Consider the following 25,226-nt stretch of genomic DNA (forward strand, 5'->3'; position numbering starts at 1 on the left):
AGCAATGACTCAGCAAGCGTATGAAGTGATGCAGGACGGCGGCGTACCGATCAAATCCTGGACCGTCGGCGTGCCTTTCGAGGCCGAGGCCAAAGAGCAGCTGAAAAACATCTCGCGCATGCCGTTTATCCACCAGTGGGTGGCGGCGATGCCGGACGTGCACCTGGGTAAGGGCGCCACCATCGGCAGCGTGGTGCCGACCTTGGGCGCGGTGATACCGGCCGCGGTGGGTGTGGATATCGGCTGCGGCATGATGGCGGTGCGTACCAGCATCAAGGCCTCGCAACTGCCGGACAACCTGGCGACGGTGCGCTCGGCGATTGAACGCGCGGTACCCCACGGCCGCTCGGCGCGGCGCCGGGGAGGCCGCGACAAGGGCGCCTGGAACAATGCGCCGGACGACGTGATGAAAGCCTGGGCGCCGCTGGCGGCGCAGTTTGATCTGTTGAAGGAAAAGCACCCGGTGCTGAAGAAGACCAACAACATCAACCACCTGGGAACCCTGGGCACGGGCAACCACTTTATCGAGCTGTGCCTGGACGAACACGGCAGCGTCTGGCTGATGCTGCACAGCGGTTCCCGCGGCGTCGGCAACCGTATCGGTACTCACTTTATCGAGATGGCCAAAAAGGATATGGAGCGCTGGCATATCCACCTGCCGGACTCCGACCTGGCCTACCTGCCGGAGGGTACCGACCACTTCGACCAGTATGTCGAGGCGGTGGAGTGGGCGCAGAACTTCGCCCGCATCAACCGCGAAGTGATGATGGCCCGCGCCATCGATGCGGTAAAAGCGGCGCTGCAAATGGACTTCGACGCGCGCATGGAGGCGGTCAACTGCCACCACAACTATGTGTCCCGCGAGCACCACTTCGGCAGGAACGTGCTGGTAACCCGCAAGGGCGCCGTGCGCGCCCGCGAGGGGGAGAAGGGCATCATCCCCGGCAGCATGGGCGCGCGCTCGTTTATCGTCCGCGGGCTGGGCAATGCGGACAGCTTCTGCAGCTGCAGCCACGGCGCCGGCCGCGTGATGTCGCGCACCAGGGCCAAGAAAATGGTCTCGCTGGAAGAGCACCTGCAGGCCACCGCCGACGTGGAGTGCCGCAAGGACAGCGGCGTGATCGACGAAACCCCGTCCGCCTACAAGCCGATCGAAAAGGTGATGGGGGCCCAGCAGGACCTGGTGGAAATCGTCTACACCCTGAAACAGGTCGTGTGCGTAAAAGGATAAAGCAACCCCCCAGTCCCCTCTCCCCCCGGGAGAGGGTTAGGGAGAGGGCTGCCTATCGAAACCCCCTGAAATTTCAGCCTCCACCACACAAACAAAATGAGAAAAGGAAAAGAAAGATGCTGGTTATCGACGGCTCACAGGGAGAAGGCGGCGGACAGATTTTTCGCTCGTCACTGACGCTGTCCATATGTCTGCAAAAACCGGTGCGCATCAAAAATATCCGTGCCGGCCGCCGCAAACCGGGCCTGCTGCGCCAGCACCTCGCCTGCCTGCGCGCTGGCCGGGACATCTGCGGCGCGGAGATCTCAGGCGACCAACTGGGCGCGATGGAAGTGGTGTTCAAGCCGGGCCTGGTCCGGCCCGGCGAATACCGCTTTGCCATCGGCTCCGCCGGCAGCACCAGTCTTGTATTCCAGACGATCCTGCTGCCGCTGCTGCTGGCGGACGGCATCAGCGAGGTCTGCCTGGAGGGCGGCACCCACAACCCCAATGCGCCCAGTTTCGACTTTATCGACAGGGCCTTCCTGCCGCTGATCTCAAAGATGGGATACCGCGCGGAGACCGAACTGGAGCGCTTCGGCTTCTACCCGGCCGGTGGCGGCCGCTGGCGAGCGCGCATCCGGCCGGTACAGCAACTGAAACCGCTGGACCTGCCCGAGCGCAGCGCCGTGTTGCAACAGGAGGCCCTGGTGACCTCCTCCCATATACCGGCCCATATCGCCGAACGGGAACTGCAGAAAATCCGCAACAAATGCCACTGGCCGGAGCAGAGCCTGCACCGGCGCCAGGTAGAGTCCGCCGGCCCGGGCAACATCGTCTCGCTGCGGGTTGTATCGGAGCAGGTTGCGGAAGTGATCGAAGTGGTGGGCGAGAAACAACTCAGCGCAGAGCGGGTCGCCGGCCGCGCGGTCAAGGCACTGAACCAGTACCTGGCCGCCGACGTGCCGGTCGGCAAACACCTGGCGGACCAGTTGGTACTGCCCATGGTGCTGGGCAAAGGCGGCCACTTCAGAACCCAGCAGCCCAGCCAGCACCTGCTGACCAATATCGAAGTGATCCGCCAGTTCACCGATATCCAGGTAAAGCTGGAACAGCAAAGCGACCTGGCCTGGAAAGTCACCGTCTAAACAACCGCAACACCGAGGACTGACAACAACGCAAGGAAGCCCACCCGCACAGGGGATGTGCAGGGGCAAAGAACACGGATCATCTGAAATACGGCCAACGACGCCCCCACCCAGTCCCCTCTCCCCTCGGGAGAGGGCTAGGGAGAGGGCCGCCAACCAAGGCCCCACCTCTCGACCCCGCCACGCGGGCGGGAGAAAGAGAGAATGGCCACGCCACCCGCAGATGATCGTAAAAGAGTTTAGGAAAAATACCCCCTCAACGGCGCTGGCTCCAACCCCAGCCCGGCGCAAAAGCCACTGGCAAATTGTGTACCGAGCGGGCAATTACCTGAACACCACTTTGTAGCTCAGAGGTAGAGCAGCCGACAACAATCGGCCGGCCGCAGGTTCGACTCCTGCCAAAGTACCGTCGTCCGTAAAACGACCTATCTGGTAAAGGCGAAAGCCTGGGGTTCGAGTCCCCACAGGGCCACGGCCCTTTTGTGTGTATCAGAGGCCCATGGCCCCGAGGCGCCGTAGAACCGTTTCCTTCCGGGGAAACAGAACTTCAGCACTTCAGGGCGCCGGAAGCGCAGACGCCGCCGGTGGGCAACATTGCACGTCGTACAGCTACGCCGAATCCGTTGGCAGAGAGGGAAGCAGACTGTTGATGCTTCCCACAACGCCGGCCGATCCGGCCAATGGTTGCACAACCTGCTCTGTTCAAACCGTCGCCCTCTGCGTTTCCGGGTGGGCCTCACCTTTGATGGCCACAACAGCAACACAAACAACCAGCGGACGGAGACAAGCCACTCCCCGCACCAGTCCCCCCTCCCCGGGGAGAGGGTCAGGGAGAGGGGAACCGAACGAAGCCCCTTCCCCGACCTCCGTTCTACAAGCGGAGCGCAGAAAAGCAGTAGAGAAGGAGAAACAAAATGTTGATATGGAAATGCATCGACATAGCCGATAGCGAACGCGCCTTCCTGTTCCGCAGAAACCGCTTCGTGCGCGTGCTCGAGCCGGGCCGCCACCGCGTAATGCAACTGGCCGGCCAAACCCGCATCGAGGTGCACGATATCAGCAAGGTGCTGTTCGAGCGCCCCAACTCCAAGTTCCTGCTCAACAGCCACGCCGAAAAACTGGCGCCGTATATCGAATCCTACGAACTGACGGACACCCAGGTTGGCCTGCTGTACCGGGACGGTCATCTGGTGGATGTGCTGAACCCGGGCAGCTTCCTGCCCGTGTGGAAGGGCGTCGAACAGGTGCGCGTCGATATCATCGATATCAGCGAGGACTACACCGTCGACGAAAAGCTTGTCAGCCTGCTCGGCCGCGGCGCCGGGGTGACCAGGAAGGGCTCGGCCCTGCCCGCGATCCACTATGTGGAAGTGCCGGACGAACACCTGGGCCTGCTGACCGTCAACGGCAAGCTGGAACAGCGGCTGGCGCCGGGCAGCTACGGCTTCTGGAAATGCAACCGCTCCATCGGCGTACAGCTGGTGGACCTGCGCCTGCAGACCGTGGAAGTCAGCGGCCAGGAAATCCTGACCAAGGACCGCGTCAGCCTGCGCATCAACCTGAGCGCCAGCTACCGGGTATTGGACCCTGAAAAGGCCGTACTGAAGCTGGGCAAGTATGCCGAGTTCATCTACCGCGAACTCCAGCTGCGCTTGCGCGAAGCCGTGGGCACCCAGAGCCTGGACGAACTGCTGGAAGACAAGGACAGCCTGAACCTCGGCATCGCCCGGGACGTGCGCGACAAGCTGGCCCAGTACGGTATTGAAATCGCAACCGTGGGAGTCAAAGACATCATCCTGCCGGGCGATATGAAGCAGATCCTCAACCAGGTGGTGGAGGCCCAGAAGGAGTCCGAAGCCAACCTGATCAAGCGCCGGGAGGAAACCCAGGCCATGCGATCGCTGCACAACACCGCCAGGATGATGGAAAACAGCCCGGTGCTGATGCGCCTGAAGGAGCTCGAGGCGCTGGAACGGGTGACTGCACGGATCGACAAGATCTCTGTGTATGGCGGCTTGGAAGGTGTGTTGAACAACCTGGTCAAGTTGCAGCCTTCCGGTGCTTCCTGATAAGTCGCCTGCCTGTAGACACTCTGTGTCAATCAAGCGTTCATCGACTCGTCATACCGGCGAAGGCCGGTATCCAGTTCGGGGGCACCTGAACTCCTGTACCGGATCAAGTCTGCTAAAGGCTCCGTGCCGGAATGACAGCTAAGGTGCAAGGGCGGGCCGCCTGGCTCGCCAGCGCCTGGCAAATCGTTGCTTTTTCACACATTTTTCCCGAGTCCCGTAACCATAGGGTTCGGGTGGGATACTCAAAACTTATTCACAGATTTATCCAATGAATATGTTAGTAACCGAACCTTCATTTTGGCCGCGCCGGAGCGGCTGGTTGCGGAAGGGGGAGTGAGTGCCTCCTAACCTCCGGCGTTAGTCTGGGTGGTTGGGTTGAAAGTTTCTCCAGCGAAAAGTTGTGAACAAGCAGGATTAAATGGGGGCTGGACTTTTCCCGAGCGTGCCCTGGTGCTGCCGCTGTACGGGAATGTTAAACACAGGCTAGAGATCGTCGCGAGAGATCCACTGGTCCATCGGGAAGATAAGGACAGCCTGAATCTCGGCATCGCCCTGGACGTGTGCGAACAGCTGGCCGAACACGGCATCGAAATCGCAACCGTGGGAGTCAAGGACGTCATCCTGCCGGGCGATATGAAGCAGATCCTCACCAGGTGGTGGAAGCCCAGAAGGAGCCCGAAGCCAACCTGATCAAACGCCGGAAAGAAACCCAGGCCATGCGGTCGCTGCACAACACCGCCAGGATGATGGAAAACAGCCCGGTGCTAATGCGCCTGAAGGAGCTCAAGGCGCTGGAGCGGGTGACTGCGCGGATCGATAGGATATCGGTTTATGGGGGATTGGCGGGAGTGTTGAACAATTTGGTTAAACTGCAGCCTGCTGTTTCTTCGCAATAAGAGACCCGCCCGTATGGGCGGGCAGGAGGCAGATTGAACTTTACGGTCATGTATAGAGCAATCTACTTCTTCTAAAGTTTTCTAAAGAAGGCTTGTTTAAGGAAGCGGAATGTCTCCGATGATCTTCAGCGCCATCCCATCCAACCGCTCTTTGGTTTTTTCCCACTGCGGCATGACCTGAGTCATCAACCGATAGAAACGTTCGCTATGGTTATGTTCGGCAATATGACAGAGCTCGTGAAGTATCACGTAATCGATACACTCTCGTGGCGCTTTGACGAGATGTGGGTTGAGTGTCAAGCGGCCGTTGGGTGAACAGCTGCCCCACTGGGTTTGCATGGTGAGGATGCGCAGAGGCGGATGCTCGTTTGTCCATAGAGCCTGCTCAAGCATGGCATCGAGGCGCCTGGCAAAAATTTCTCTGGCGCGCGCTCGGTACCACGCGTCGAGTAAGCTTTGTACTTTATCGGCGCCTTTTTGCCGGACGCTCACTTCCAGTTTTCCACGAAACAGCTTTACGCCCTGAACCTTACCGGGTGCTTCGATAACCTTGAGAAGGTATTGCTTGCCCAGGTAGTAGTGACTCTCGCCGCTGACATACCGACGAGGTGTAAGGTGTTCCAGACGCGCGCGGAAATCGCGCAGCTGCCTGTAGATCCAGCGTCCGCGTTTCTTAACCGTCGCCAGCACTTCGGCGTCGTCACATTGCGGCGGTGCCGCAACCTGCACACGACAGTCCGGGTGCACCTTGACCAGAACCCGGCGCACACCTTCGGTACGCGGCAGACGCTCGAAAAAAATTCGTTCGTCACCATAGTTGAAGCTCAGCCTGTAGCCTGAGCCATCCGGTTTTTGAATTGCAACACTCATGGGATCTAGATTCCACTCAAACCAACGCGGGTAATCTGCACCACCCATTCCACAATCGCTTTGGCCTGGTCCATACCGCCGCCAGTCGCTTTGCACTCCTTAAACATCATCGGTAATAACTGCTTGCGAATATCGGCTTCGATATTCTGCGGGTTGATCGAGTTCTCGGCTACGGATTTTTCCACGATTTCATCGATCACAAATGCCAGTTTTACCCACTTGTCCACAACCTGGTTGTCCGTGACCGAAAACACTTGGGGCAGTGTCTTCTTGAATATGCCAAAGTAAGCCTGTGCATGCCGGTTGCCAGTAAAGACGTCCGGAATATCGTCGAGACGGCGCTCCCGTACCTGCTGCTCAAATTCTCGGAACAGCATGTACTGCTTGAGCGGGTGATCGAACAGTTTTTCCGCCTCCTCAATGGCCTGGCGCAGCAGCTTGGAGAAGGCCTCCTGTGCATAGGGATCGTCGCGCAGTTCCTGTTCGATAGTCCTGGCGACGCGGGTTTTGATGATGTCGGTCTCGTTGCGGGTCTTTTCTTCGCTCCAATCTTCGGGCCGTTGCTTTTGCCCCATCTTGCCGACCTCATACACGCCGTCGGGTTCCTTCACCTCCACGCCTACGACATGCTTGTCCAGCAGTTTTTTTACTTGCTCGGCGTACTCGTCGTAGCTGACGGTTTCCCCGGCATCCTGTTTGACCAGCTGGCGCAGGCTCGAGAATTGTTTAACCGTTTCCTTGTAATGTCGGTGGTCCGCATCCGTGAAACTCTTGTCTTCAAAGAAGGTGGCCGATTGCAGGGCCACTTTTAGACAGCCGGCGAACTCAGTAAGCGCTTCATAGAAGTCCTCCCGAACTTTGAGGTGTACATCCACGAGTTCGCCCGCGCGCTCCTCGACCCTGGGAACCAGAACCTGACGCAATTGCTCGATATCATTCTTGTTCTTCACGTCGGCGAAGATTGCCCACAGGTTCTTGTACAGCATTGGCAACCGTTTGTACTCGGTGCTCATTTGGCTGTAGAGGCCGGCGATATCATTGATGTCGTAGCCGCCCTGAGTGCGCGAGGCAAGGTCCTGATACTTGGCGATGGTGGTATCCAGCTCGGCAAGGATGCCGCGATAGTCAATTAGCAGGCCAAACTTCTTCTTTGGGTGCAGGCGGTTGACCCGCGCTATGGCCTGTATCAGGTTGTGCTCCTTCAACGGCTTGTCGATATACAGCACGGTATTCTTGGGCTCATCGAAGCCGGTCAGCAGCTTGTCTACCACGATCAGCATCTTGAGCGATTCGTCTTGGTCAAAGCGCTCAATCAGTGCTCTCGTGTAGGCTTGCTCGTCCGTGGAGCCCACATTCTCCTTCCACCATTTCTGCACTTCCGGCACAGTGGATTCATCCACATCGGTATTGCCCTCGCGGCTATCCGGCGGGCTCATCACCACCGCCGAGTCAAACAGCCCGGCTTCGTCCAGATACTGCTTGTACTTGATGGCCGAGGCCTTGCTGTTGCAGGCCAGCTGCCCTTTCAACCCTTCGTCGATGTTCTTGACAAAGTGGTTGGAAATGTCCAGAGCTATCATGCGAATGCGGTCATCGGCGTTGTAGATCTGTCCCTTCTTGGCGAACTTCTTCTTGAGATCGGTTTTTTGCTCCTCTGTCAGACCCTCGGTGATGCGATCGAACCAGCTGTCGATCGCGCGCGCATTCACGTCCAGATCCGGAATGCGCTCCTCATACAGCAGCGGGGTAACTGTCCGGTCCTCCACCGCGCGCTGCATGGTATAGGCGTGAACTATGGGGCCGAACTTATTGGTGGTCTTGTCATTCTTCAGTAGCGGTGTGCCGGTAAAGGCGACAAAGGCGGCATTGGGTAGTGCCTGTTTCATGCGGATATGATTCTCGCCGCCCTGGCTGCGGTGGCCCTCGTCGATAAGGACGATGATATCCGGGCTGCTATTGACGCACTCCGGCAACTTGGTGGCGCTGTTAAATTTCTGGATCAGAGAAAAGATAATCCGTTCGCTGCCCTTGGCTATCTGCTCCGCCAGCCGTTTCCCGGAGGTTACCATGGCGGCTTCCATGCCTTTCTTCCCCGACAGCTCGCCGCCGGAGGCGAAGGTCTTGCTCAGCTGGCTTTCCAGGTCCACCCGGTCGGTGACCACCACAATGCGGCACAGCTTCAGCGCGTCGTGCAATATCAGAGTCTTACTCAGGAACACCATGGTAAAGGACTTGCCAGAACCGGTGGTGTGCCAGATCACGCCGCCCTTTCTGCTCCCTCTCCCTCCGGGAGAGGGCTCAAAGGTGTTGATGCGCTCGATCAGGCGCTTGATGCCGAAAACCTGCTGATAGCGGGCGACAACCTTGCCCGCCTTCTTGTCGAACAGGGTAAAGAAACGGATCATCTCCAGCAGGCGTGCGGGCTGCAGCAGGCTGATCAGCAACTGATCCTGCCCGGTTACGGCCAGATTGCCCCCCGCGATCAGGGTCTGGTACCAATCCAGGTCGCGGGGATTGCGGTGGCTGAACAGTGAAACCATCTGATCCTGCGTGAGCTTCTGGTTCTTTACCGCCAGCATTTCCGCATCGGAGATATCCTCCTCGCGCCACAAGGCCCAGAATTTGGTCGGCGTGCCGCAGGTGCCATAGCGCCCGTCTGCGCCGTTGATCGACAGCAGTAACTGGCTGTAGGCGAACAGCAGCGGAATCTCGTCGTGGCGTTGGTTGCGCAGACTTTGGGAGATGCCCTCGTCGATTGTGGGGCCCTTGTTGGCGTTGCCATCCGGCCGCTTGGCCTCGATCACTACCAGCGGGATGCCGTTCACGAAGCACACGATATCCGGGCGGCGAGCCTCGACGCCGCCTGACCGCGTAACCCGAAACTCCTCGGTAAACACAAAGCTGTTATTGGCCGGGTTCTGCCAGTCAATCAGGGCGATAGTGGGGTTGGCTTTTTTGCCGTCAACGAACTCGGTAACCGAAATGCCGTACAGCAGGTGGTTGTACAGCCGCTCGTTGGCGGTCAACAGACCTTCATTCAGCGCCGGGCTGCACACCTCGGCGATCAAGTTGTCGAGGGCTTTGCCCGACAAGGCCTGTTCGCGGCCGGCAAAGACAAAACGGCGCTTTTGCAGTTCCGCGCGCAGCAGGTCGCGCAGCACCACCTCGTCCTGCTTGCCGCCGCGCGCGCCCAATGCCTGTGCGGGAGGAAGGAAAGACCATCCCAGGTTGTTCAGCAGCGCCAGCGCCGGGAGCTTTGCGCTGTATTCCTCCTGGAATTTGGGGCTGGGGTTCATAGGTCTACTCCCTGTTGGCGCAGCCAGGCGCGTCCGGCCTCGGTGGTTACATAGGCTTGGTCGGGATGATTGATAACCTCGGGATGAAGGTAATCCAGCAGCCCCTGTGCTCTCAGCTCGGTGAGGTGCCCGCTCTTCAAGTGCGTGACTTTCCGGTCAAGCAAAGTTGCGAGCGACTCGGCTGTCTGGGGTTGCAGGGCGCAAAGCCATAGGACAACAGGCCAGAGTTTGTTCTGGCGGGCCTTCGGCGTCAGCGCTGCAATGCGCCGGCGCAAGGCTTGCGGAAGGTCACTCGCATTTGCCCTGAGGTCACTCGCATTTGCCTCGAGGTCACTCGTATTTGACTCGAGCTCACTCGCATTTGCATCCGGCTCACTGCCATCAAAGAGAGGCAGAGGGGATAGTCGGGCGAGCTCGTAGTAGGTTGCTGGCCCCGCCCCGCCTTTTAGCAACAGATGTCGCTGGTGGTGCAGGCGGCCCAGAACCTGGCTCGCGGACAGGGTATCCAGGCCGGTTACGGACCGCAGGGCAGCGTTATCTACCGCTCCTGTCTCCCTGGCCAGAATCAGCGCCTTGGCCTCATCGTCCGAAAGCTGTAGGTGGTTGAACTGCCGCAGCCAGGCCAGCTGTTCCTCACCCAGGAGTTGGTGCAGCAGGTAAACCGCGGAAAACTGGTTGGCGAAGGTATCGCTGGAGAACACCGGCGCAGTCAGGCCGGCCTGATCCAGCAGGCGCCGCATGGTGCGGATACCGGATCCCTTGGTTTCGGCGAACTCCAGGTCGTAGAGCACGGCGGCGAGAATGGGGTTGCGCAGGGCGGAGCCCATTTCGCCCAGCAGGGCCTCGGGCTTCAGGGAATAGCCAGTGTTGCGAACTTCCAGCCGGTTGCTGTAGCGCACCACCAGTGTCGGCTGGTTGACCTGGTAATCGCGGTGCATCACTGCGTTCACAATGGCCTCGCGGATCACCTTTTGCGGCACCAGCGGCTGGTCGGAGCGTTGGGTTTCGCCCTCCCGCAGCCGGAAGTGGCGCGGCATGTCGTCGAGAATGGCCGCTTCCAGGCGCGGGATCAGCCGCAGCAGCGGCTCGCGGAAGTCGATGGTGGTGGCGAAGCGCTGCTCCGGGTCTTCCACCCACTGGGTGCCCTGGATGCGCACGTAATCCACGCGCACCGCGGGCAACAGGCGTCTCAGTGAGAGCGGCTTGCCCAGTAGAAGCAGGCCGGCCAGGTTGGGTTTCCATTGATCGTTCACACGCTTGACCAGGTTCAGCGCGCGCAGCATCTCCCGGTCTTCTGCCTTGAGTTCCTCCGCGTGGGGGCGCACCTTCTCCCGCAGCTTGCGGTAAAGCTCGATGGCCGCCGGGTCCAGGTCGTCCCACCCGGCATCTCCAAGCACAACCTGCTCAAAACTCGTGCCGCTCTTGGCGAGCAAAATGGGTTCGAGATCCGCTTGGGTACACTCATAATCCCCGTTGAGGCCACGTCGCCAAACGCCGGTTTTTCTCTTGTTCTTGCTGTCGAATTTACCCTTGAAACTGCAGGGCTTGGCGGCGGGCTCCAGTTCCGGCACAAACACGACCGCTATGCGCTGGCCTTCGATGTTGCCGACCTCGCACTGAACCGCGACAGGCTGCTCAAACTGGTCCCGACAATTGCTTTGCAAGGCATTTAACAGCTTGTCCGTATCCTCGATACCCGACAACCAGTAAGTATCGTGGGTCTCATCCGGCTCACTAACCCCAAGCAGCAGATAGCCGCCGCCGAGACCGGGTTCGTTGGCGAAGGCACAGACCGTTTGCATCACCGAGGCGCCTATATCCCGGGCGCGTTTGGCTTCAATGCGGGGATGTTCGTCCAGTTGCCGCAGCTCTTGCAGTAGCCGTTCCGGGGTTGTATTCAGCAAATTAGACTCCGCGTGAGTTTGGCCGCTTCCATGAGTTTATAACAGGTTACACCGCTTCCCGGTCAACACATGCCCGCAGGCCGGGAAAGTTTTCCAGCCATGCTCCTGGAACCAGCTGCCGCCGTTTCAAGTCGAACGGCAGCGCCCACAGGTGCAGATCCTTGGAAAAACTGAAGCGAGGCAGCGCGGCTTGAAAATCCGCATGCGCGGGGAAAATCAACGCCATGTGCCCGGCGCCATTCATATACTGCTGGCCGTAGGCGTAGAGCTGGTACATATCCGCCTGGCTCAGGTTGTACTTCGAGTCACTGCTCGCGAGCTTGTTGTCGAGTAGCTTCCACTTGCTATCCATCACCGACGCAACGGGTGCCAACCCCGGCAAACATGTTTCCAGCAACAGGTCGGGCCTCAGCTGAAACCAGCCGCGCTCAAGCGGCGCGCCTTCAGGCTTGTGTCGAAGCAGGTGCTTATTGCAAGCCTGGGTGCGCAGCCGGCTATAGGGGGCCAGCTGCCGCTTCAGCCAGTGCGCCACATAGTTCTCAAACAGGCGCTCCATCGGGAACAGCAGCGCGATACCGCGATGCCGGCCCCGCTGAAAGCTGGGGTTAAGCTTTTCCAGGATCAGCGCACACCAGGGTTTCACGGCGTCATAGGTTTGCATCAGCTTGCCCGATTGCCACTTGGGCAGATCGGCTAGCGGATTGTGACAGGGCGCTATCTCTATCATCTGGTGCGCCAGCTCGTTGGCGAGCCGCCAGTTGTCCGGGTTGCGCGTCAATTTGAGCACTCCATCCAGCGCGGTCTTCAACAGCCGGTTTTCGATGCGCTGCGGACTGTAGATATCGTGCTGGATGTGAAACCAGGTGGCCCTGTCCGGCGTCTGGCGGCTCTGCCGCGTCTGGTCCAGGCGCCCGCGGATAAAGCGGCTCTCCTCTTCCACCCGCTGGTAGTCGAAGCGCAAGCCGTGGCGCACCAGCTGGCTCAATTGATCGAGAAACTGGGTAAAAATCCACTCGTGCAGCGGTGTGCGCAAGCGCTGCAGGCTGGCAGCATCCGCCTCGCGCGACTTCAGCTGCAAGCTGGTCAGCAGCATCTCGCGCAGCAGCCGGCGGTTTTCAAGCGCCTGCGCCGGCGAGGGAAGCTGACGCTGGGTCTTGGGCAGTATCTCTATGCACTCGCCATTGGGGCTCTGCAGGTAGCCTACATAACTCCCGAGTTTCACACTGTTGCGGCCGCTCCCGCTCAGCAGCCCGCTCTGTTGCTTTTGCTGCAGTTCCAGCAGCCAGTTCAACGTGGCCTCCGAGACAAAGCCCAGATCCAGGCTGGCCGCGCCGTCGCACCGGCTACTCAGGGTGGCGTATTCGCGGACCTGAATCATGCTTCGGCGGCTTCTGTTTCCGGCACCGAAGCTTCTGCCGCGGTGGCGCGCGTGCCGGCCAGGATTCCGCTATAGGCTTCAGGGATTCCGAATGCCTCGGCGTTCAAGGTATAGCGCCGCTCACTGAGCTGCTCCGCATCCAAATTGGGGAAGAGGTCGGGCAAGCTCCTTTTTCCGCCCTCGTGAATAAACTGGTTCCGCTTGGATTTGGATTGATCATTCAACACCCAGCGGATGCGCTGCCAGTCGTCGAAGAAATACTCCTGCAACAGCGGTATAATCTGCCTTTTAAAGATGCGCGTTAAGCCCGCCTCGCGTTCCTCGGCACTGGTCATCTTGAGTAGCGGCATAAAATAGCTGTGGCCGATCAGGTGGTCGCGGTCCAGCAGTACCTCTATGCGCTGATTGATCACTGAAAGCATCTCACCTAAATCAATGCCATGTACTAGAACGCCAGCGAGGCGCTCTGGTTCCGGTGCCATCTCGATAAAACTGAACCTGCGTCGCAGAGCCAAGTCCAGTTGCGCCAGTGATTTATCGGCGGTATTCATAGTGCCGATTACATAGACGTTTGACGGCACAGAAAAAGCATCCTTTGAATAGGGCAAAATAGCCTCTCTGGCATCCTCCGCGCCTTTGCGCTTGGATGGCTCCAATAAGGTAATCAACTCACCAAAAATTCTGGAAATATTTCCGCGATTAATCTCATCAATTATCAAGACGTAGTTCGGCTTTTCCGCTGCTTGAGGTGATCGCTCACGTAGTGCACAATCTATGGTTGGGCCCTGCTCGATTAAGTCATCTGTAGGGAGAGAATAACCTTGAGCCTTTAGCTCTGCTTTTAGATCGTTCCAATTAATCCTGTCCAGCTCATAAACGGTCTGTTGCACCAATCGTTTATTGCTATTCAACGGAAGGATATGAAAGTTAATATCTCGAAGAATCCAGTTTACATTTCTGACATGTGCATACTTGACTTCACCATCCCGAATTGCGACATCGTCAAACAAATAATTCGACGTCACGATTCCAACGGCTTGTACAGTCTCTGCGTCTTTCAGACACAGTAGTACGTCACCCGCTTGCATTCTTTCCGAGAAGTTGCGGATGGTGCTTCTGTTCTTACTTTTCAGTTGATCCCAGTAAGCCTGTTCATCATCTGTACGATCTTCGTAATCAACTGTTAGGTCGCCAGTGGAGTTCCATCCGATCCGCGCCTCGCCATTGTTGAAATAGCGCTCACGCATCTCGACCTCGTGTCGACGCCCAATGGAAATTTTCCAAATTGTGGGCGCGGTTGCCAGCCCGATAGTGTCTCCAGAATTTATTGAACGGTCTGCATCAGTGCAGATCTTCTTGAAAACACCACTCTCTACTTTGTAACGGATGTTATTGTCGTCTTCTTCTGTGTCCGCTCGAATGCCTTCAATGAAGTCTTCATATGAGAAGCTCTGATGGAAGGTGGTAAAGACGATGCGCTTTTCCCCAACAAGTTGGTCGTAACGCTGCTTAAGCGCGCTGTGGGAAAGAATGCCATCCTGCTCATCGGACTGTTTCTGGTACCATTCGGGATCGGCAATTTTTACTGCCAAGTTGGTGGTGCTGTAGGTCTTTCCGGTACCGGGCGGGCCACAGAGGACCTGGTTAAGCGGCGTGTGACTGACCGCTACTGTTTCTTCCACATCCTCACTGCTTTTGCTCGACTTTACCGCGTCGTTGCCGGGATTGATGCCGAGCTCCTCGCTGTACAGCGCCTCCATAAACCCGAACGGCGTCAGGTTTGGATTGAAATGCTGCTTGGCGTGTGCGTAGTATTCAGACAGCAGGCGCATCCGAGCGAACGGCTGGTTGTCCTCGGGGATACCATCTTTCGGGTGACCCAGAGCTTCCAGGAAGATACCCAGGTGATTGCTGGAGGAAATCGGAATGACCTCGTCCGGGTGGTAAACGGCGAAGATTCTCAGTTTACGGCCGGCACCCATGATGTGCAGTGGCTCGACGTTTGCCTTGGAGAAAATTTCGTCTCTGTTGTCGAGCCAGCTGTAATCGCCCTTGGCATCTGCGTTGGCAATAACGCTGTGTAGCTTCAACGTGTACCTAAGTGCGCCTTCCGGTCCCAGGTGCTTCAAGCTGCGGTGGGTAAAGATGCTGCCATTCTTGTCTTTGTACAGGATGTGGCCGCGGGCGGTGCCGGGGGAATAGCGGCCCAGAGTCTTTTCCAGACCCCGCTCCAGCCACCAGCAGAAGTTGCCCTGCATGGAATCCTTGCCCATGCAGTATTGATCGAGAGTCAAGCTGCTGATTTCAGAAGCAGGAAAGCGCTCGATAAAGTTCTTATAGGCTTCGCTATCGCCCGTTCTTTTCTCGTACAGCCCGCCAACCTTTACGATCTCGCCGAGACGAGAAAATATCTCAGATGTAAAATCTAATTCCATGTGAAATAGCCTTTATCGGGTTCATTGTTGTTTCTTGGTAGAAAACCAGTTACCCATCCCATACCCTTGCAGTTTCTGAGTCAAAGAAAGCGACTTCTAACGGATACCTTGTGTGCCTTATTGTGGCTAAATTTTTAGCTCTTTGTATTATTGTTTTATTAACGGTGTTGTCTGGGTCGCCGAAAATTCCAACATAGAGCTTTCTAAACCTCCCCCTTGCCAGCCTGGTAAGAATATGATCGTCATTTTCGGCTAGTGAGTGACCAAAGATGAAAAAGCAATGTGTACTTTTTTGGGCATTAGCTGTAAGTACTTTGAATCCCTGGTAAAGGTATGCATTGTGGCGAATCTTGTTCTTTTTCTGGGTGCTTGTTCCTTCGGCAACAAAGAGTGGGTATTTATTTTCGCTGATCGCTCTTCGCGCTTGATCTACCAAGCGTTCTCCGCTACGAATCCAGGTATATTTCTGAAGTTCTGATCCTGAGTCAAAAAGATGTAGAGCGCCATGAAGGAAAAATATGTTTGCGCTATGCGCGGCTGTTTCGCCCTGCCATACAACATAATCAGATTCTGGAAGGTCTTCGTCATTTCCAAAACTGTCATTTTTCTTTAATTTTATTTGGTCTTCGGCGAATGGATTCCCCTCATTCATGAGAGTCCAATACAAAAGAAGGTCATAGTTTAAGGTAAATACATATCCGCCATTGTGAGCTTCTGAGCCTATGAAATAATTTAGAAACCTTCGACAAGACCAGAATTTATTTTCATCTATATCATTAGGGGATGCTGGGTGAGCCCCAGCTATGGTCGTTACGAGGAGATCTTTTAAGGCGGTGGCATGTGCTGCCATTTTATTGCCGCCTTCTATTTCATTTTGTGTGTAGATGGGGATAATTTTGGCGCTATTCTCAAGTGCTTTAATAGCTTCCTCGAAGTCTTGTGTATTGAGAGAATCAAATACTCGCTTGGCTTCAGGGATGGCAGAAAAGTCGGCTTGACCAAAAAGTGATGCGTAATGGAATATGTCTGCGCGGCAGGCAATGCTAAATCCATTGCCTAAGAGTAAGTGCCGCTTAGAAAATCTCGCGGAGTCTGAGATTGCGTCATCAAAGCTTACAATTTCATCCATGCTCTAAGTCCGTTCAAATTTGTACTCTTCGTTTACCTGTTAGCAACTGCTGCACCAATGCCTTCTTTTCCTGTTTTAGGAAATCCAGTTTTTGCTGCAATATTTCGATTTCCTTGTCTGCTTTGCAAAGAACACTAGCAATTTTCTGTTGCTCATAGAGATCGGGGAAGGCCCATGAAATCTTATTGAAGTGGTTAAATTTAAGATTCCAAGTGTCGGAAACTAGGCCTTGAGAATTCCTGTAGAATACATGCACAAGTTCAGGTAGTTTGAATAAATAAGAAGCAAACGCAGGCACTATCTTGTCGCCGGGAATTACGATTGTATAAGCAGGACTTACAATGCCTTCCTTGTCCGACAAGCTAGAACGGCCTTGCCACATCCGCATAGTGTTGTAGCCAATATCATTTACGCAAATGCGCCGATATTTTGACTTGTCGTCATTTGATGTGTTTTTACGACCAGTGTCTTCCTGATACATAACTCCAACATCAGCAGTTATTGATAGCAGTGGAAGGTCTTCCCGATTGGTTTCCACCCGTTCTTTAAAGAGATTGCCAAGCTTGTACATCTTCCAGTCCCCACCAAATCTAACCCCATTCTCATCCACTAGGCGCTTCTTGCCGGTAAGCAGCTGTTGCATCAGCGCCTTTTTCTGCTGCCGGCTGTTGACCAGCAGTTTTTCTGTGGTAGTGATCGCCTTGTCCCAGGTGGACAGGATTTGGGCGATTTTCTTTTGCTCCCAGGTGGGGGGAAGGTTTACGGGGTACTCTTTAACCGATTCGGTATCTAATCGGCCAGTACCATGTCCAGCAGTACTTACAAGCTGCCTGATTCTGTGCTTTTCGCCAGCCAATAAAAAAGAAAGGAAGAGGCCATCCACATCTTTTTTGGGAACTAATGCCTTTAAGTCTTGGTTGAATGCTAATTCTCTAGTGGCATAGCCAACAGGAAAGTCCTTTAGCAGAGTCATTCCGCGCACAAGTATCAAACTTGAGCCCTTCGGTGCTCTTTTAGCTGAGCGAAAACCTTCGCTACTCAGTTTATCGACACTATTTTCAAGGTAATGACCTTTAAGATCTTTTCCCGATATCCAAGGATAATTGCCTCCCCAATAGGTATCATTTTTTTTGCTAGGAGTTCCGCCAGAAGAAAACTTAGCAAGTTCTCCTATTTGAGTAGGTTTCCAGCCTTTAGGCACCATAGCCAAGCTCCTCTAGATACTTGACCATTTCGCCTTCCAGCTCGTTGAGTTGGGCCTTCAGCCGCTCGCGCTCCGCGCGTACCGCCAACAGATCGATCTCCTCCTCTTCCTCAAAGGTATCCACATAGCGCGGAATATTTAGGTTGTAGTCGTTCTCGCGGACCTCATCGAGATCGGCGACATAGGCGTACTTGTCCACATCGGCGCCGGCGTGGTAGGTATCCACTATCTTGCGGATATTGTCCCCGGTCAGCAGGTTCTGGTTCTTGCCTGCCTTGAACTCGCGGCTGGCGTCGATAAACATGATCGAGTCGTCGGCCTTGTTGCGGCTGAAGATCAGGATGGCGGCGGGGATGCCGGTGCCGTAGAAGAGTTTTTCCGGCAGACCGATCACCGTGTCCAGCAGGTTCTCCTCGATCAGCTGCTTGCGGATCTTGCCCTCGCTGCTGCCGCGGAACAGCACGCCATGGGGCACCACCACGCCCATGCGCCCACTCTTCGGCTTCAGCGTCTCGATCATATGTAGGATAAAGGCGTAGTCACCCTTGGCCTTCGGCGGCACGCCGCGGCGGAAGCGGCCGAACTTGTCGTTCTTGGCCTCGTCGTGGCCCCACTTGTCCAGGGAGAAGGGTGGATTGGCGGTGACGATATCGAACAGCATCAGGGTGCCGTGCTTGTCCAGCAGCTTGGGGTTGCGGATGGTATCGCCCCACTCGATCTTGTGGTTGTCCTCGCCGTGCAGAAACATGTTCATCTTTGCCAGCGACCAGGTGGAGCCGATGGCCTCCTGGCCGTAGAGGGCGTATTTCTTGCTGCCGTGCTTGTCCACCACCTTGCGCCCGCATTTCATCAGCAGAGAGCCGGAACCGCAGGCCGGATCGCAGATGGACTCCCCGGGCTGCGGGTCCAGCAGTTCGGCGATCAGGTCGGACACTTCCGGCGGAGTGTAAAACTCGCCGGCCTTCTGGCCGCCGCTGGCGGCAAAGTTCTTGATCAGGTATTCGTAGCCGTTGCCGATCACGTCCAGGCTGCCGACGCGGCTGGGCCTGAGGTTGAGTTCCGGCTTGGCGAAGTCCTCCAGCAGGTGGCGCAGGATGGTGTTCTTCTGCTTCTCCTCGCCCAGCCTGTCGGTGTTGAAGGAGATATCCTGGAACACGCTCTTGCCGGCGTCTTTCAGCTTGGTGCCGTTGGCCTCCTCGATCGCGTGCAGCGCCTGGTCGATGCGCTCGCCGTTGCCGGGCTCGTGGCGGTGTTCCCACAGGGTGTAGAAACTGGCGCTTTTGGGCAGTACGAAGCGCTCGCTCTTCATCATCTCCTCGATCAGCTCCGGCTCGTCGCCATACTGCTGCAGATATTCTTCATAGTGATCCTGCCACACATCGGAGATGTACTTCACGAACAGCATGGTGAGGATAAAGTCTTTGTAGGTGTCGGCGCTGATGGTGCCGCGGAAGGTGTCGCAGGCATTCCATAATGCCTTATTGATACTGTCCTGGTTGATCTTGTCGTTCATCGGGTTACTGCTCTTTAGGGCAACCGGCCCTGTTAAATTCTGTGCAGATACTGCTTTTGGGAGGCTGCCTTCGCCTATTCGCTGTGAGCTTGGGCAGTCTAGTAGTGGGGTTGTTCGCGTAATCTGCTGATTTTACAGCGGATTGTGGCTGTGTTCACTCCGGAGGGGAGGTGAGAAGTTGGACTATAAATACACTAGTTGTATAATTTTTGTTCGTGTTTGGACCCTAGCGGCAGGGGGTGGGTGGGGTGCTGAGCGCTTAAAATGCGGCGGCAAGCTCTGATTGGTATTCGATTATCGGCGCACTCGATAGCGCATCAATACAATATCGCGCCCCTGTCGCCGATAGGTACTGAATCGGTCAACAATCGAACTCGGAAGCCCGTCAGTATCCTCCTCCTCAAACCCCAAAGACCGATAAAACGGCACCAGGTGCGCATAGGGAAAGGTGAAAGTTTGATCGCCAAAAGCCTCCCCCATACTCTCGAGCAGTAGGCGGGCGACACCTTGCCCCTGGTGGCCCGGCGCCACAGCCACCCCCGCCAGCAATTGAGCATCTGCTACCTGTCTCAGACAACCACAGGCAATAATCTGTTGCACCGCATCCCTTATGACCACACAGCGATCATGCCGCCGCGCTTTGCCGCGAAATTTGTGCGTGCGGTAGAATTTATTGGCCAGCGGTATTTCCGCCTCCGAGAGCCAGTGCGCCAAGAAATCTGGATTGTTACTCATCTATGCCGCGCCAAATCTGCCCCACTTGCCAGCGCCCACTGAAGGTCTGTTACTGCAGCGCCCTGGTCCACATCGCCAATCGGATCAAGGTGCTGATCATACAGCACCCGCTGGAACAGAAGCACCCGTTCAATACCGGGCGTATGGCGTATCTGTGTCTGGACAACAGTGAGCTGGTGGTGGCGGAGAGTCTGTCTGAGGCGGAGTTGGAGCGGCTGCTGGAACCCCCTTCGGCCTTGCTCTATCCGTCGCTGGACTGGCTTCCGGAAGTGGAGCAGGTGGAGCCCGGCAGTGTGCAGGCGCGGGCGCTGGAGCGGTTGGTGGTGATTGATGCCAGCTGGCGGAAATCCAAGAAGATGCTGCACCTCCATCCGAGGCTGCAGCGGTTGCCGCGGGTCAGTTTTGAGGGGGAGTTACGGTCCAATTACCAGATTCGTCGCTCTTCGCTCGCCAATAGTCTGTCTACGTTGGAGAGTATTGTGGTGGCTATGGGGCAGTTGGAGCCGGAGGGAGATTTTGAGGGCATGCTGGGGCCGTTTGAGAGGATGGTTTCGTTGCAGAAGCGGAGCTTCTAGAGGGGGATGGGCACGCTGCGCTTGGCACGTCCTACGGGCTGACTGGTGGGCCATCCGGGTTCGAGACCGGAGGGCTTCGGTGTCAGGGTTCGTCGCTCCGGGGCTTTTCCCTGGATTCCGGCCTTCGCCGGAATGACGAAAGGGGGAGGCTGGCTTGGGGTGTATGGATGGGGAGACGCGGTGGGGCTAAAACTGGATAATGCGCGCCTCAGTTTACGGCTTGCCGCAGCCTCCAGCCCCGCACCAGCGAGACAGTCCCGCAATGGAAATCAACGTCAACTTCCTCGATAACCTCCGCCTCGAAGCCAAGTTCGATGACTTCACGGTCATCACCGACCAGCCCATTCGCTACAAGGGCGACGGTTCGGCGCCCAGTCCGTTCGATTACTTCCTGGCGTCCTCGGCGCTGTGTGCGGCCTACTTTGTTCGCGTTTACTGCAAGGCGCGCGATATTCCCACCCACAATATCCGACTGTCGCAGAACAATATTATCGACCCGGACAACCGCTATAACCAGATCTTCAAGATCCAGGTGGAGCTGCCGGAGGATATCTCGGAGAAGGATCGGCAGGGCATTCTGCGTTCCATCGATCGCTGTACGGTCAAGAAGGTGGTGCAGACCGGGCCCGAGTTCCAGATCGAGACGGTGGAGAACCTGGCGGAGGATGCCCAGGCGCTGCTGATGGTGCAGCCGGACAGCGAGCACCGCACCTTTATCGAGGGCAAGGATCTGCCGCTGGAGCAGACCATCGCCAATATGACCGGCCTGCTGGCGGATCTCGGCATGAAGATCGAGATCGCCTCCTGGCGCAATATCGTGCCCCATGTGTGGTCGCTGCATATCCGCGATGCGGCCTCGCCCATGTGCTTTACCAACGGCAAGGGGGCCACCAAGGAGGCGGCGCTGTGTTCGGCGCTGGGGGAGTTTCTCGAGCGGCTGAACTGCAACTTCTTCTACAACGACCAGTACTTCGGCGAGGAGATCGCCAACAGCGATTTTGTCCACTACCCGAACGAGCGCTGGTTTGCGCCGGGGTCAGAGGACGAACTGCCGGCGGGCATCCTGGACGACCACACCCGCGCCATCTACGATCCGGACGGTGAGCTGCGCGGTTCCAACCTGATCGACACCAACTCCGGCCGCGCCGATCGCGGTATCTGCTCGCTGCCGTTTGTGCGCCGCTCGGACGGCGAGGTGGTGTATTTCCCGTCCAACCTGATAGAGAACCTGTACCTGAGCAACGGCATGAGCGCCGGCAATACGCTGGCCGAGGCCGAGGTGCAGTGCCTGTCGGAAATCTTCGAGCGGGCGGTGAAGAAGGAGATTATCGAACAGGAGATCGCGCTGCCGGATGTGCCGCGCGAGGTGCTGGCGCAGTACCCGGATATCGTCGAGGCGGTGGCGGCGCTGGAGCAGCAGGGCTTCCCGATCCTGGTCAAGGATGCGTCCCTGGGCGGGCGCTTCCCGGTGATGTGCGTAACGCTGATGAACCCGCGCACCGGCGGTGTGTTTGCGTCCTTCGGCGCGCACTCCAGCTTCCATGTGGCGCTGGAGCGCAGCCTGACCGAGCTGATGCAGGGCCGCAGTTTCGAGGGCCTGAACGACGTGCCGCCGCCGACCTTCAGTAGTGAGGCGGTGACCGAGCCCAACAACTATGTCGAGCACTTTATCGATTCCACCGGCGTGGTTTCCTGGCGCTTCTTCAGCGCCAAAGCGGATTACCAGTTCGTGGAATGGGGTTTCTCCGGCGAGCATGCGGATAGCAACGAGACCGAGGCGGACCGCCTGTTCGGTACTCTCGAGGCGCTGGGCAAGGAGGTGTACGTGGCCGTCTACGAAGACCTGGGCGCGCCCACCTGCCGTATCCTGGTGCCGGGTTACTCCGAGGTCTACCCGGCCGAGGATCTGGTCTGGGACAACACCAACAAGGCGCTGGATTACCGCGAGGATATCCTCAACCTCCACTCCCTGAGCGATGCACAGCTCGAGGACCTGGTGGTTCGGCTGGAAGAGAGCCAGATCGACAATTACGAGACCATCATTACGTTGATCGGTGTCGAATTCGACGAGAACACCGTCTGGGGACAGTTGACGGTGCTGGAGCTGAAACTGCTGATCTGCCTGGCGCTGCAGTGGCACGAAGAGGCGCTGGATCTTGTGGAAATGTTCCTGCAGTACAACGACAACACGGTGGAGCGCGGGCTCTTTTACCAGGCGGTGAATGCGGTATTGGAAGTGGTGCTGGATGAGGAGCTGGCGCTGGACGATTACCTGGCCAATTTCCGGCGTATGTTCGGCAAGGAGACCATGGAGGCCGTGGTCGGCTCCGTGGATGGCAGTGTGCGCTTCCACGGCCTGACGCCGACCAATATGCAGTTGGAGGGGTTGGACAAGCACCTGCGGTTGATTGAGAGTTATAAAAAGCTGCATGCTGCGCGCGCCGCAAAAATGGCCGGTTGAGCCCCTCCTCTTGTAGGAGCCTGCTTGCAGGCGAGCGGCTGGGGCAGGACTCGACCACTATTCGCCTGCAAGCAGGCTCCTACGGGCTAATGCCAACTGCGATCATTCCTGATAAATTAACTGCAAATTTGAAAAACCATGGAGATCGCGTTGATAGAAGAGAGTGTCCGCAAGGAAATTTCCAGGAGGCTGGCGGCGGCCGAGCAGGAGCACAATGTAAAAATCCTTTACTGCTGCGAATCCGGTAGCCGGGCCTGGGGATTTGCATCCCCGGATTCCGACTATGATGTGCGCTTTATCTATGTTCGTCCGGAAGAGTGGTATCTGTCGTTTGATGTGGAAAGCCGCAGGGATGTGATCGAGTACCCGATAGTCGATGAGATCGACTGCAGCGGATGGGATCTGCGCAAAGCCCTTTACCTATTTACACGCACCAATGGTGCTTTGCTGGAATGGTTGAACAGCCCAATCCGGTATATCGATAGAGGCGATCTGGCGGATCGCCTTAGGAAACTGGCTCCCGGGGCAATGAATGATATTGCGCTCTGCTATCACTATAGCCATATGGCCAGAAACAACGCGCGGGAGCACCTGGATAAAACCCGGGTAAAGCTCAAGAAGTATTTCTACGTTCTGAGGCCGCTGCTGGCTATTCGGTATATCCAGGCGGGTATGGGCGTTCCGCCGGTGGAGTTCGACAGGCTTGTCGAGGCGGTCGCGCCTGAGGAAATAAAAGCGGATATAGCCACGTTGCTGGAGAAAAAGCGGGTTACGCCTGAGCTTGGAAAAGGTGAGCGCATCGAGAGTATCAATCGCTTTGTTGCGTCTGAATTGGGAAGCCACGAGGAGAGATTCAAGGGGCAGGGCAGGCCGGATATTCTTGAGGGAAGAAAGGTGCGCGAAGAACTGAATGTGATTTTCAGGAATTCAATACGAAGCTGTCCGGAATAACTTCGAATTTACTTTTACGGCGAGCTACTCGCTTCTACAGGGGTGACATCCAGCCCCGTTCTGGACTCCGGCGTTCGCCGGAGTGGCGACGGCTGGGTAGGATGGGCAAGACGAAGGCAGAAAGCCGCTCCATGCTTTTTCTGCATGTCGCTGCGCTTATCCGATTAGCACCTTTCCCAGGAAGGTGCGATTGACGGTGGAGGTTAATGTTGCATGATCAGTTCTGGTCAGAACCACTTGCGACAGGCTGTTCAGTGCAGCTTCTTTTCCTGACAGCGCAATACCATCACAAATCAGTCTTCTGTCGAATACATAAAGCAGCTTTCTGCGCAGTCAAGGCTTTGCGCTCGCAGGCCGAATCAGTTTTCTCTATTGGATTTTATTGCATTAGCGAGATAATAGGTTAATGGCCGATAGTTCTGGTGCGAAAGTGAAAGAATAAATGGTGCCAGAGTCGATTTTTTTGACTTTTTGCTACGAAACCAATCTGTTTAAATGTGGCTCACGGAAGTATTCCGTCCATGGCGTAAAAAAGGAGTGCACCTGATGGAAGTGTATCGGTATGGCTTATTTACCATAAAGCCTCTCTCGACGATCTGTCCCCAATGAACGAGGATGGTTCGGAGTACATGATTGGCACTGGATTTGTTCCAGCTACAAGCATGCAAGAAGCGCTCTCTCTCTTTGAGAAGTATCTGGAAGATCAGAAGATGGAAATTCTAGAGCTAGAAAAGTGTAAGAAGTTCGACCCTGCCAATTTTGATGAGTCTGACGACGAAGATAGAAAAATTATCCGTGTGGCCTCCAGCTCTATGGAAGATGAGCAAATCCGCTACGTAGGCGTTTCCTCTGAGGCAATGGAATGTGAAGAGGGTGAGACTTATGGCTGATTAGCGGAAGAGAGTAATGGCCATTACACAAATAGATAACCCTTGATCTATTTGTTAACTTCCACAATCAGAAAGCATCAAAAAGGAATTGAAATGCAGCTTTCGCACATTGAAACAATAAGTAAGTACGAAGAACTTGGGCGTCAATCACGTGAGATGGCTTCAAGAAATTTGCCGAGACAACTTCTTGGAAAAATAGATCTTGAGTCTATAGATCATAAAGCACTTGCTGCTTTTAGATCTATAGACGTTTCGCAAGATAGGGTGGTGAGTTGGAACTGGAATTTTTCTAGCCGCTACAAAATTTTCTATCCAAAGGCCTTTGATTTGTCTGTTTGGTATGGGAATACACTTTGCTCACTGACGTTAGGTCGTCCAACTTACAAAGGAACGGCCGTTCGTCTTGATTTTATTGAGCGATTTAATAAGCACATACTGTTCGCCAATGACATGTTTCCAGTGTCTCTTTTGGCATATGAAGCTTACGCAAGGTTAATAGGAGCCAGTCAGATAAGCTTGGTTTCAAGTAATAACTGCAATTCCCTCATGCAGCGAGCAA

The 25,226-nt window shown here is 56.1% G+C and carries 19 protein-coding genes and 1 tRNA gene; 11 read left to right on the forward strand and 9 right to left on the reverse strand.

The genetic code is table 11. The features are described 5' to 3' along the window. Nucleotides 1-4 precede the first annotated feature (4 nt). The 6 genes from OQE62_RS14965 (at nt 5) to OQE62_RS14990 (ending at nt 5,326) form a co-directional block, all read left to right on the forward strand. Nucleotides 5-1,231 (forward strand): RtcB family protein, encoded by a 1,227-nt coding sequence (locus OQE62_RS14965; RefSeq protein ID WP_265722852.1) that lies wholly within the window; start codon nt 5-7, stop codon nt 1,229-1,231. Nucleotides 1,232-1,347: 116 nt separating this feature from the next. Continuing rightward, entirely contained in the window at nt 1,348-2,358 is a 1,011-nt protein-coding gene (rtcA, locus tag OQE62_RS14970) for an RNA 3'-terminal phosphate cyclase (RefSeq protein WP_265722853.1), read from the forward strand. A 336-nt stretch (nt 2,359-2,694) separates the two neighbouring features. Further along, nucleotides 2,695-2,765, forward strand: a tRNA-OTHER gene (locus tag OQE62_RS14975). Nucleotides 2,766-3,272: 507 nt separating this feature from the next. After that, entirely contained in the window at nt 3,273-4,427 is a 1,155-nt protein-coding gene (locus OQE62_RS14980) for a slipin family protein (RefSeq protein ID WP_265722854.1), read from the forward strand. A 378-nt stretch (nt 4,428-4,805) separates the two neighbouring features. Continuing rightward, nucleotides 4,806-5,120, forward strand: coding sequence for an SPFH domain-containing protein (locus OQE62_RS14985; RefSeq protein WP_265722855.1), 315 nt, complete (start codon nt 4,806-4,808; stop codon nt 5,118-5,120). After that, a complete protein-coding gene (locus tag OQE62_RS14990; protein ID WP_265722856.1) occupies nt 5,084-5,326 on the forward strand; it encodes an SPFH domain-containing protein in 243 nt (80 codons plus the stop codon). The genes OQE62_RS14985 and OQE62_RS14990 overlap by 37 nt, the downstream gene beginning before the upstream one ends. A gap of 96 nt (nt 5,327-5,422) precedes the next feature. Here the strand turns inward: OQE62_RS14990 and OQE62_RS14995 are convergent, their stop codons facing one another. The 9 genes from OQE62_RS14995 to OQE62_RS15035 form a co-directional block, all read right to left on the reverse strand. Further along, complete coding sequence (locus tag OQE62_RS14995) at nt 5,423-6,196, reverse strand: M48 family metallopeptidase (protein WP_265722857.1); 774 nt, start codon at nt 6,194-6,196, stop codon at nt 5,423-5,425. A 5-nt stretch (nt 6,197-6,201) separates the two neighbouring features. Next, on the reverse strand, nt 6,202-9,492 hold the full coding sequence (locus OQE62_RS15000; RefSeq protein WP_265722858.1) for a type I restriction endonuclease subunit R: 3,291 nt from the start codon (nt 9,490-9,492) through the stop codon (nt 6,202-6,204). Beyond that, on the reverse strand, nt 9,489-11,396 hold the full coding sequence (locus OQE62_RS15005; protein ID WP_265722859.1) for an ATP-binding protein: 1,908 nt from the start codon (nt 11,394-11,396) through the stop codon (nt 9,489-9,491). The genes OQE62_RS15000 and OQE62_RS15005 overlap by 4 nt, the downstream gene beginning before the upstream one ends. Nucleotides 11,397-11,442: 46 nt before the next feature. Next, nucleotides 11,443-12,774, reverse strand: a complete 1,332-nt coding sequence (locus OQE62_RS15010) for an McrC family protein (RefSeq protein WP_265722860.1) — start codon at nt 12,772-12,774, stop codon at nt 11,443-11,445. Then, nucleotides 12,771-15,209, reverse strand: coding sequence for an AAA family ATPase (locus OQE62_RS15015; RefSeq protein WP_265722861.1), 2,439 nt, complete (start codon nt 15,207-15,209; stop codon nt 12,771-12,773). The genes OQE62_RS15010 and OQE62_RS15015 overlap by 4 nt, the downstream gene beginning before the upstream one ends. Nucleotides 15,210-15,258: 49 nt before the next feature. Next, nucleotides 15,259-16,338, reverse strand: a complete 1,080-nt coding sequence (locus OQE62_RS15020) for a DUF4917 family protein (protein ID WP_265722862.1) — start codon at nt 16,336-16,338, stop codon at nt 15,259-15,261. 13 nt (nt 16,339-16,351) lie between these two features. Then, a complete protein-coding gene (locus tag OQE62_RS15025) occupies nt 16,352-17,542 on the reverse strand; it encodes a restriction endonuclease subunit S (protein WP_265722863.1) in 1,191 nt (396 codons plus the stop codon). Continuing rightward, nucleotides 17,532-19,055 (reverse strand): type I restriction-modification system subunit M, encoded by a 1,524-nt coding sequence (locus OQE62_RS15030; RefSeq protein WP_265722864.1) that lies wholly within the window; start codon nt 19,053-19,055, stop codon nt 17,532-17,534. Before OQE62_RS15030 ends, OQE62_RS15025 begins: the two co-directional genes overlap by 11 nt. Before the next feature lie 294 nt (nt 19,056-19,349). Further along, nucleotides 19,350-19,790, reverse strand: a complete 441-nt coding sequence (locus OQE62_RS15035) for a GNAT family N-acetyltransferase (RefSeq protein ID WP_265722865.1) — start codon at nt 19,788-19,790, stop codon at nt 19,350-19,352. A 2-nt stretch (nt 19,791-19,792) separates the two neighbouring features. Here OQE62_RS15035 and OQE62_RS15040 point away from each other — a divergent pair, with 2 nt between their 5' ends. The 5 genes from OQE62_RS15040 to OQE62_RS15060 all read left to right on the forward strand — a co-directional run. Further along, nucleotides 19,793-20,365, forward strand: coding sequence for a tRNA-uridine aminocarboxypropyltransferase (locus tag OQE62_RS15040; protein ID WP_265722866.1), 573 nt, complete (start codon nt 19,793-19,795; stop codon nt 20,363-20,365). A 262-nt stretch (nt 20,366-20,627) separates the two neighbouring features. Beyond that, nucleotides 20,628-22,826, forward strand: coding sequence for an OsmC domain/YcaO domain-containing protein (locus OQE62_RS15045; protein WP_265722867.1), 2,199 nt, complete (start codon nt 20,628-20,630; stop codon nt 22,824-22,826). A gap of 138 nt (nt 22,827-22,964) precedes the next feature. After that, nucleotides 22,965-23,777 carry a nucleotidyltransferase domain-containing protein gene (locus OQE62_RS15050; protein ID WP_265722868.1) on the forward strand — a complete coding sequence of 271 codons (813 nt, stop codon included), beginning with the start codon at nt 22,965-22,967 and terminating at the stop codon, nt 23,775-23,777. A gap of 605 nt (nt 23,778-24,382) precedes the next feature. Continuing rightward, nucleotides 24,383-24,667: a hypothetical protein gene (locus tag OQE62_RS15055; RefSeq protein ID WP_265722869.1), complete on the forward strand. Its 285-nt coding sequence runs from the start codon at nt 24,383-24,385 to the stop codon at nt 24,665-24,667. A 93-nt stretch (nt 24,668-24,760) separates the two neighbouring features. Continuing rightward, on the forward strand, nt 24,761-25,226 hold a 466-nt coding region (locus OQE62_RS15060), incomplete at its 3' end, for a hypothetical protein (RefSeq protein ID WP_265722870.1).

Source organism: Microbulbifer halophilus (assembly GCF_026183675.1).
In the GTDB taxonomy this organism is placed as follows: domain Bacteria; phylum Pseudomonadota; class Gammaproteobacteria; order Pseudomonadales; family Cellvibrionaceae; genus Microbulbifer; species Microbulbifer halophilus.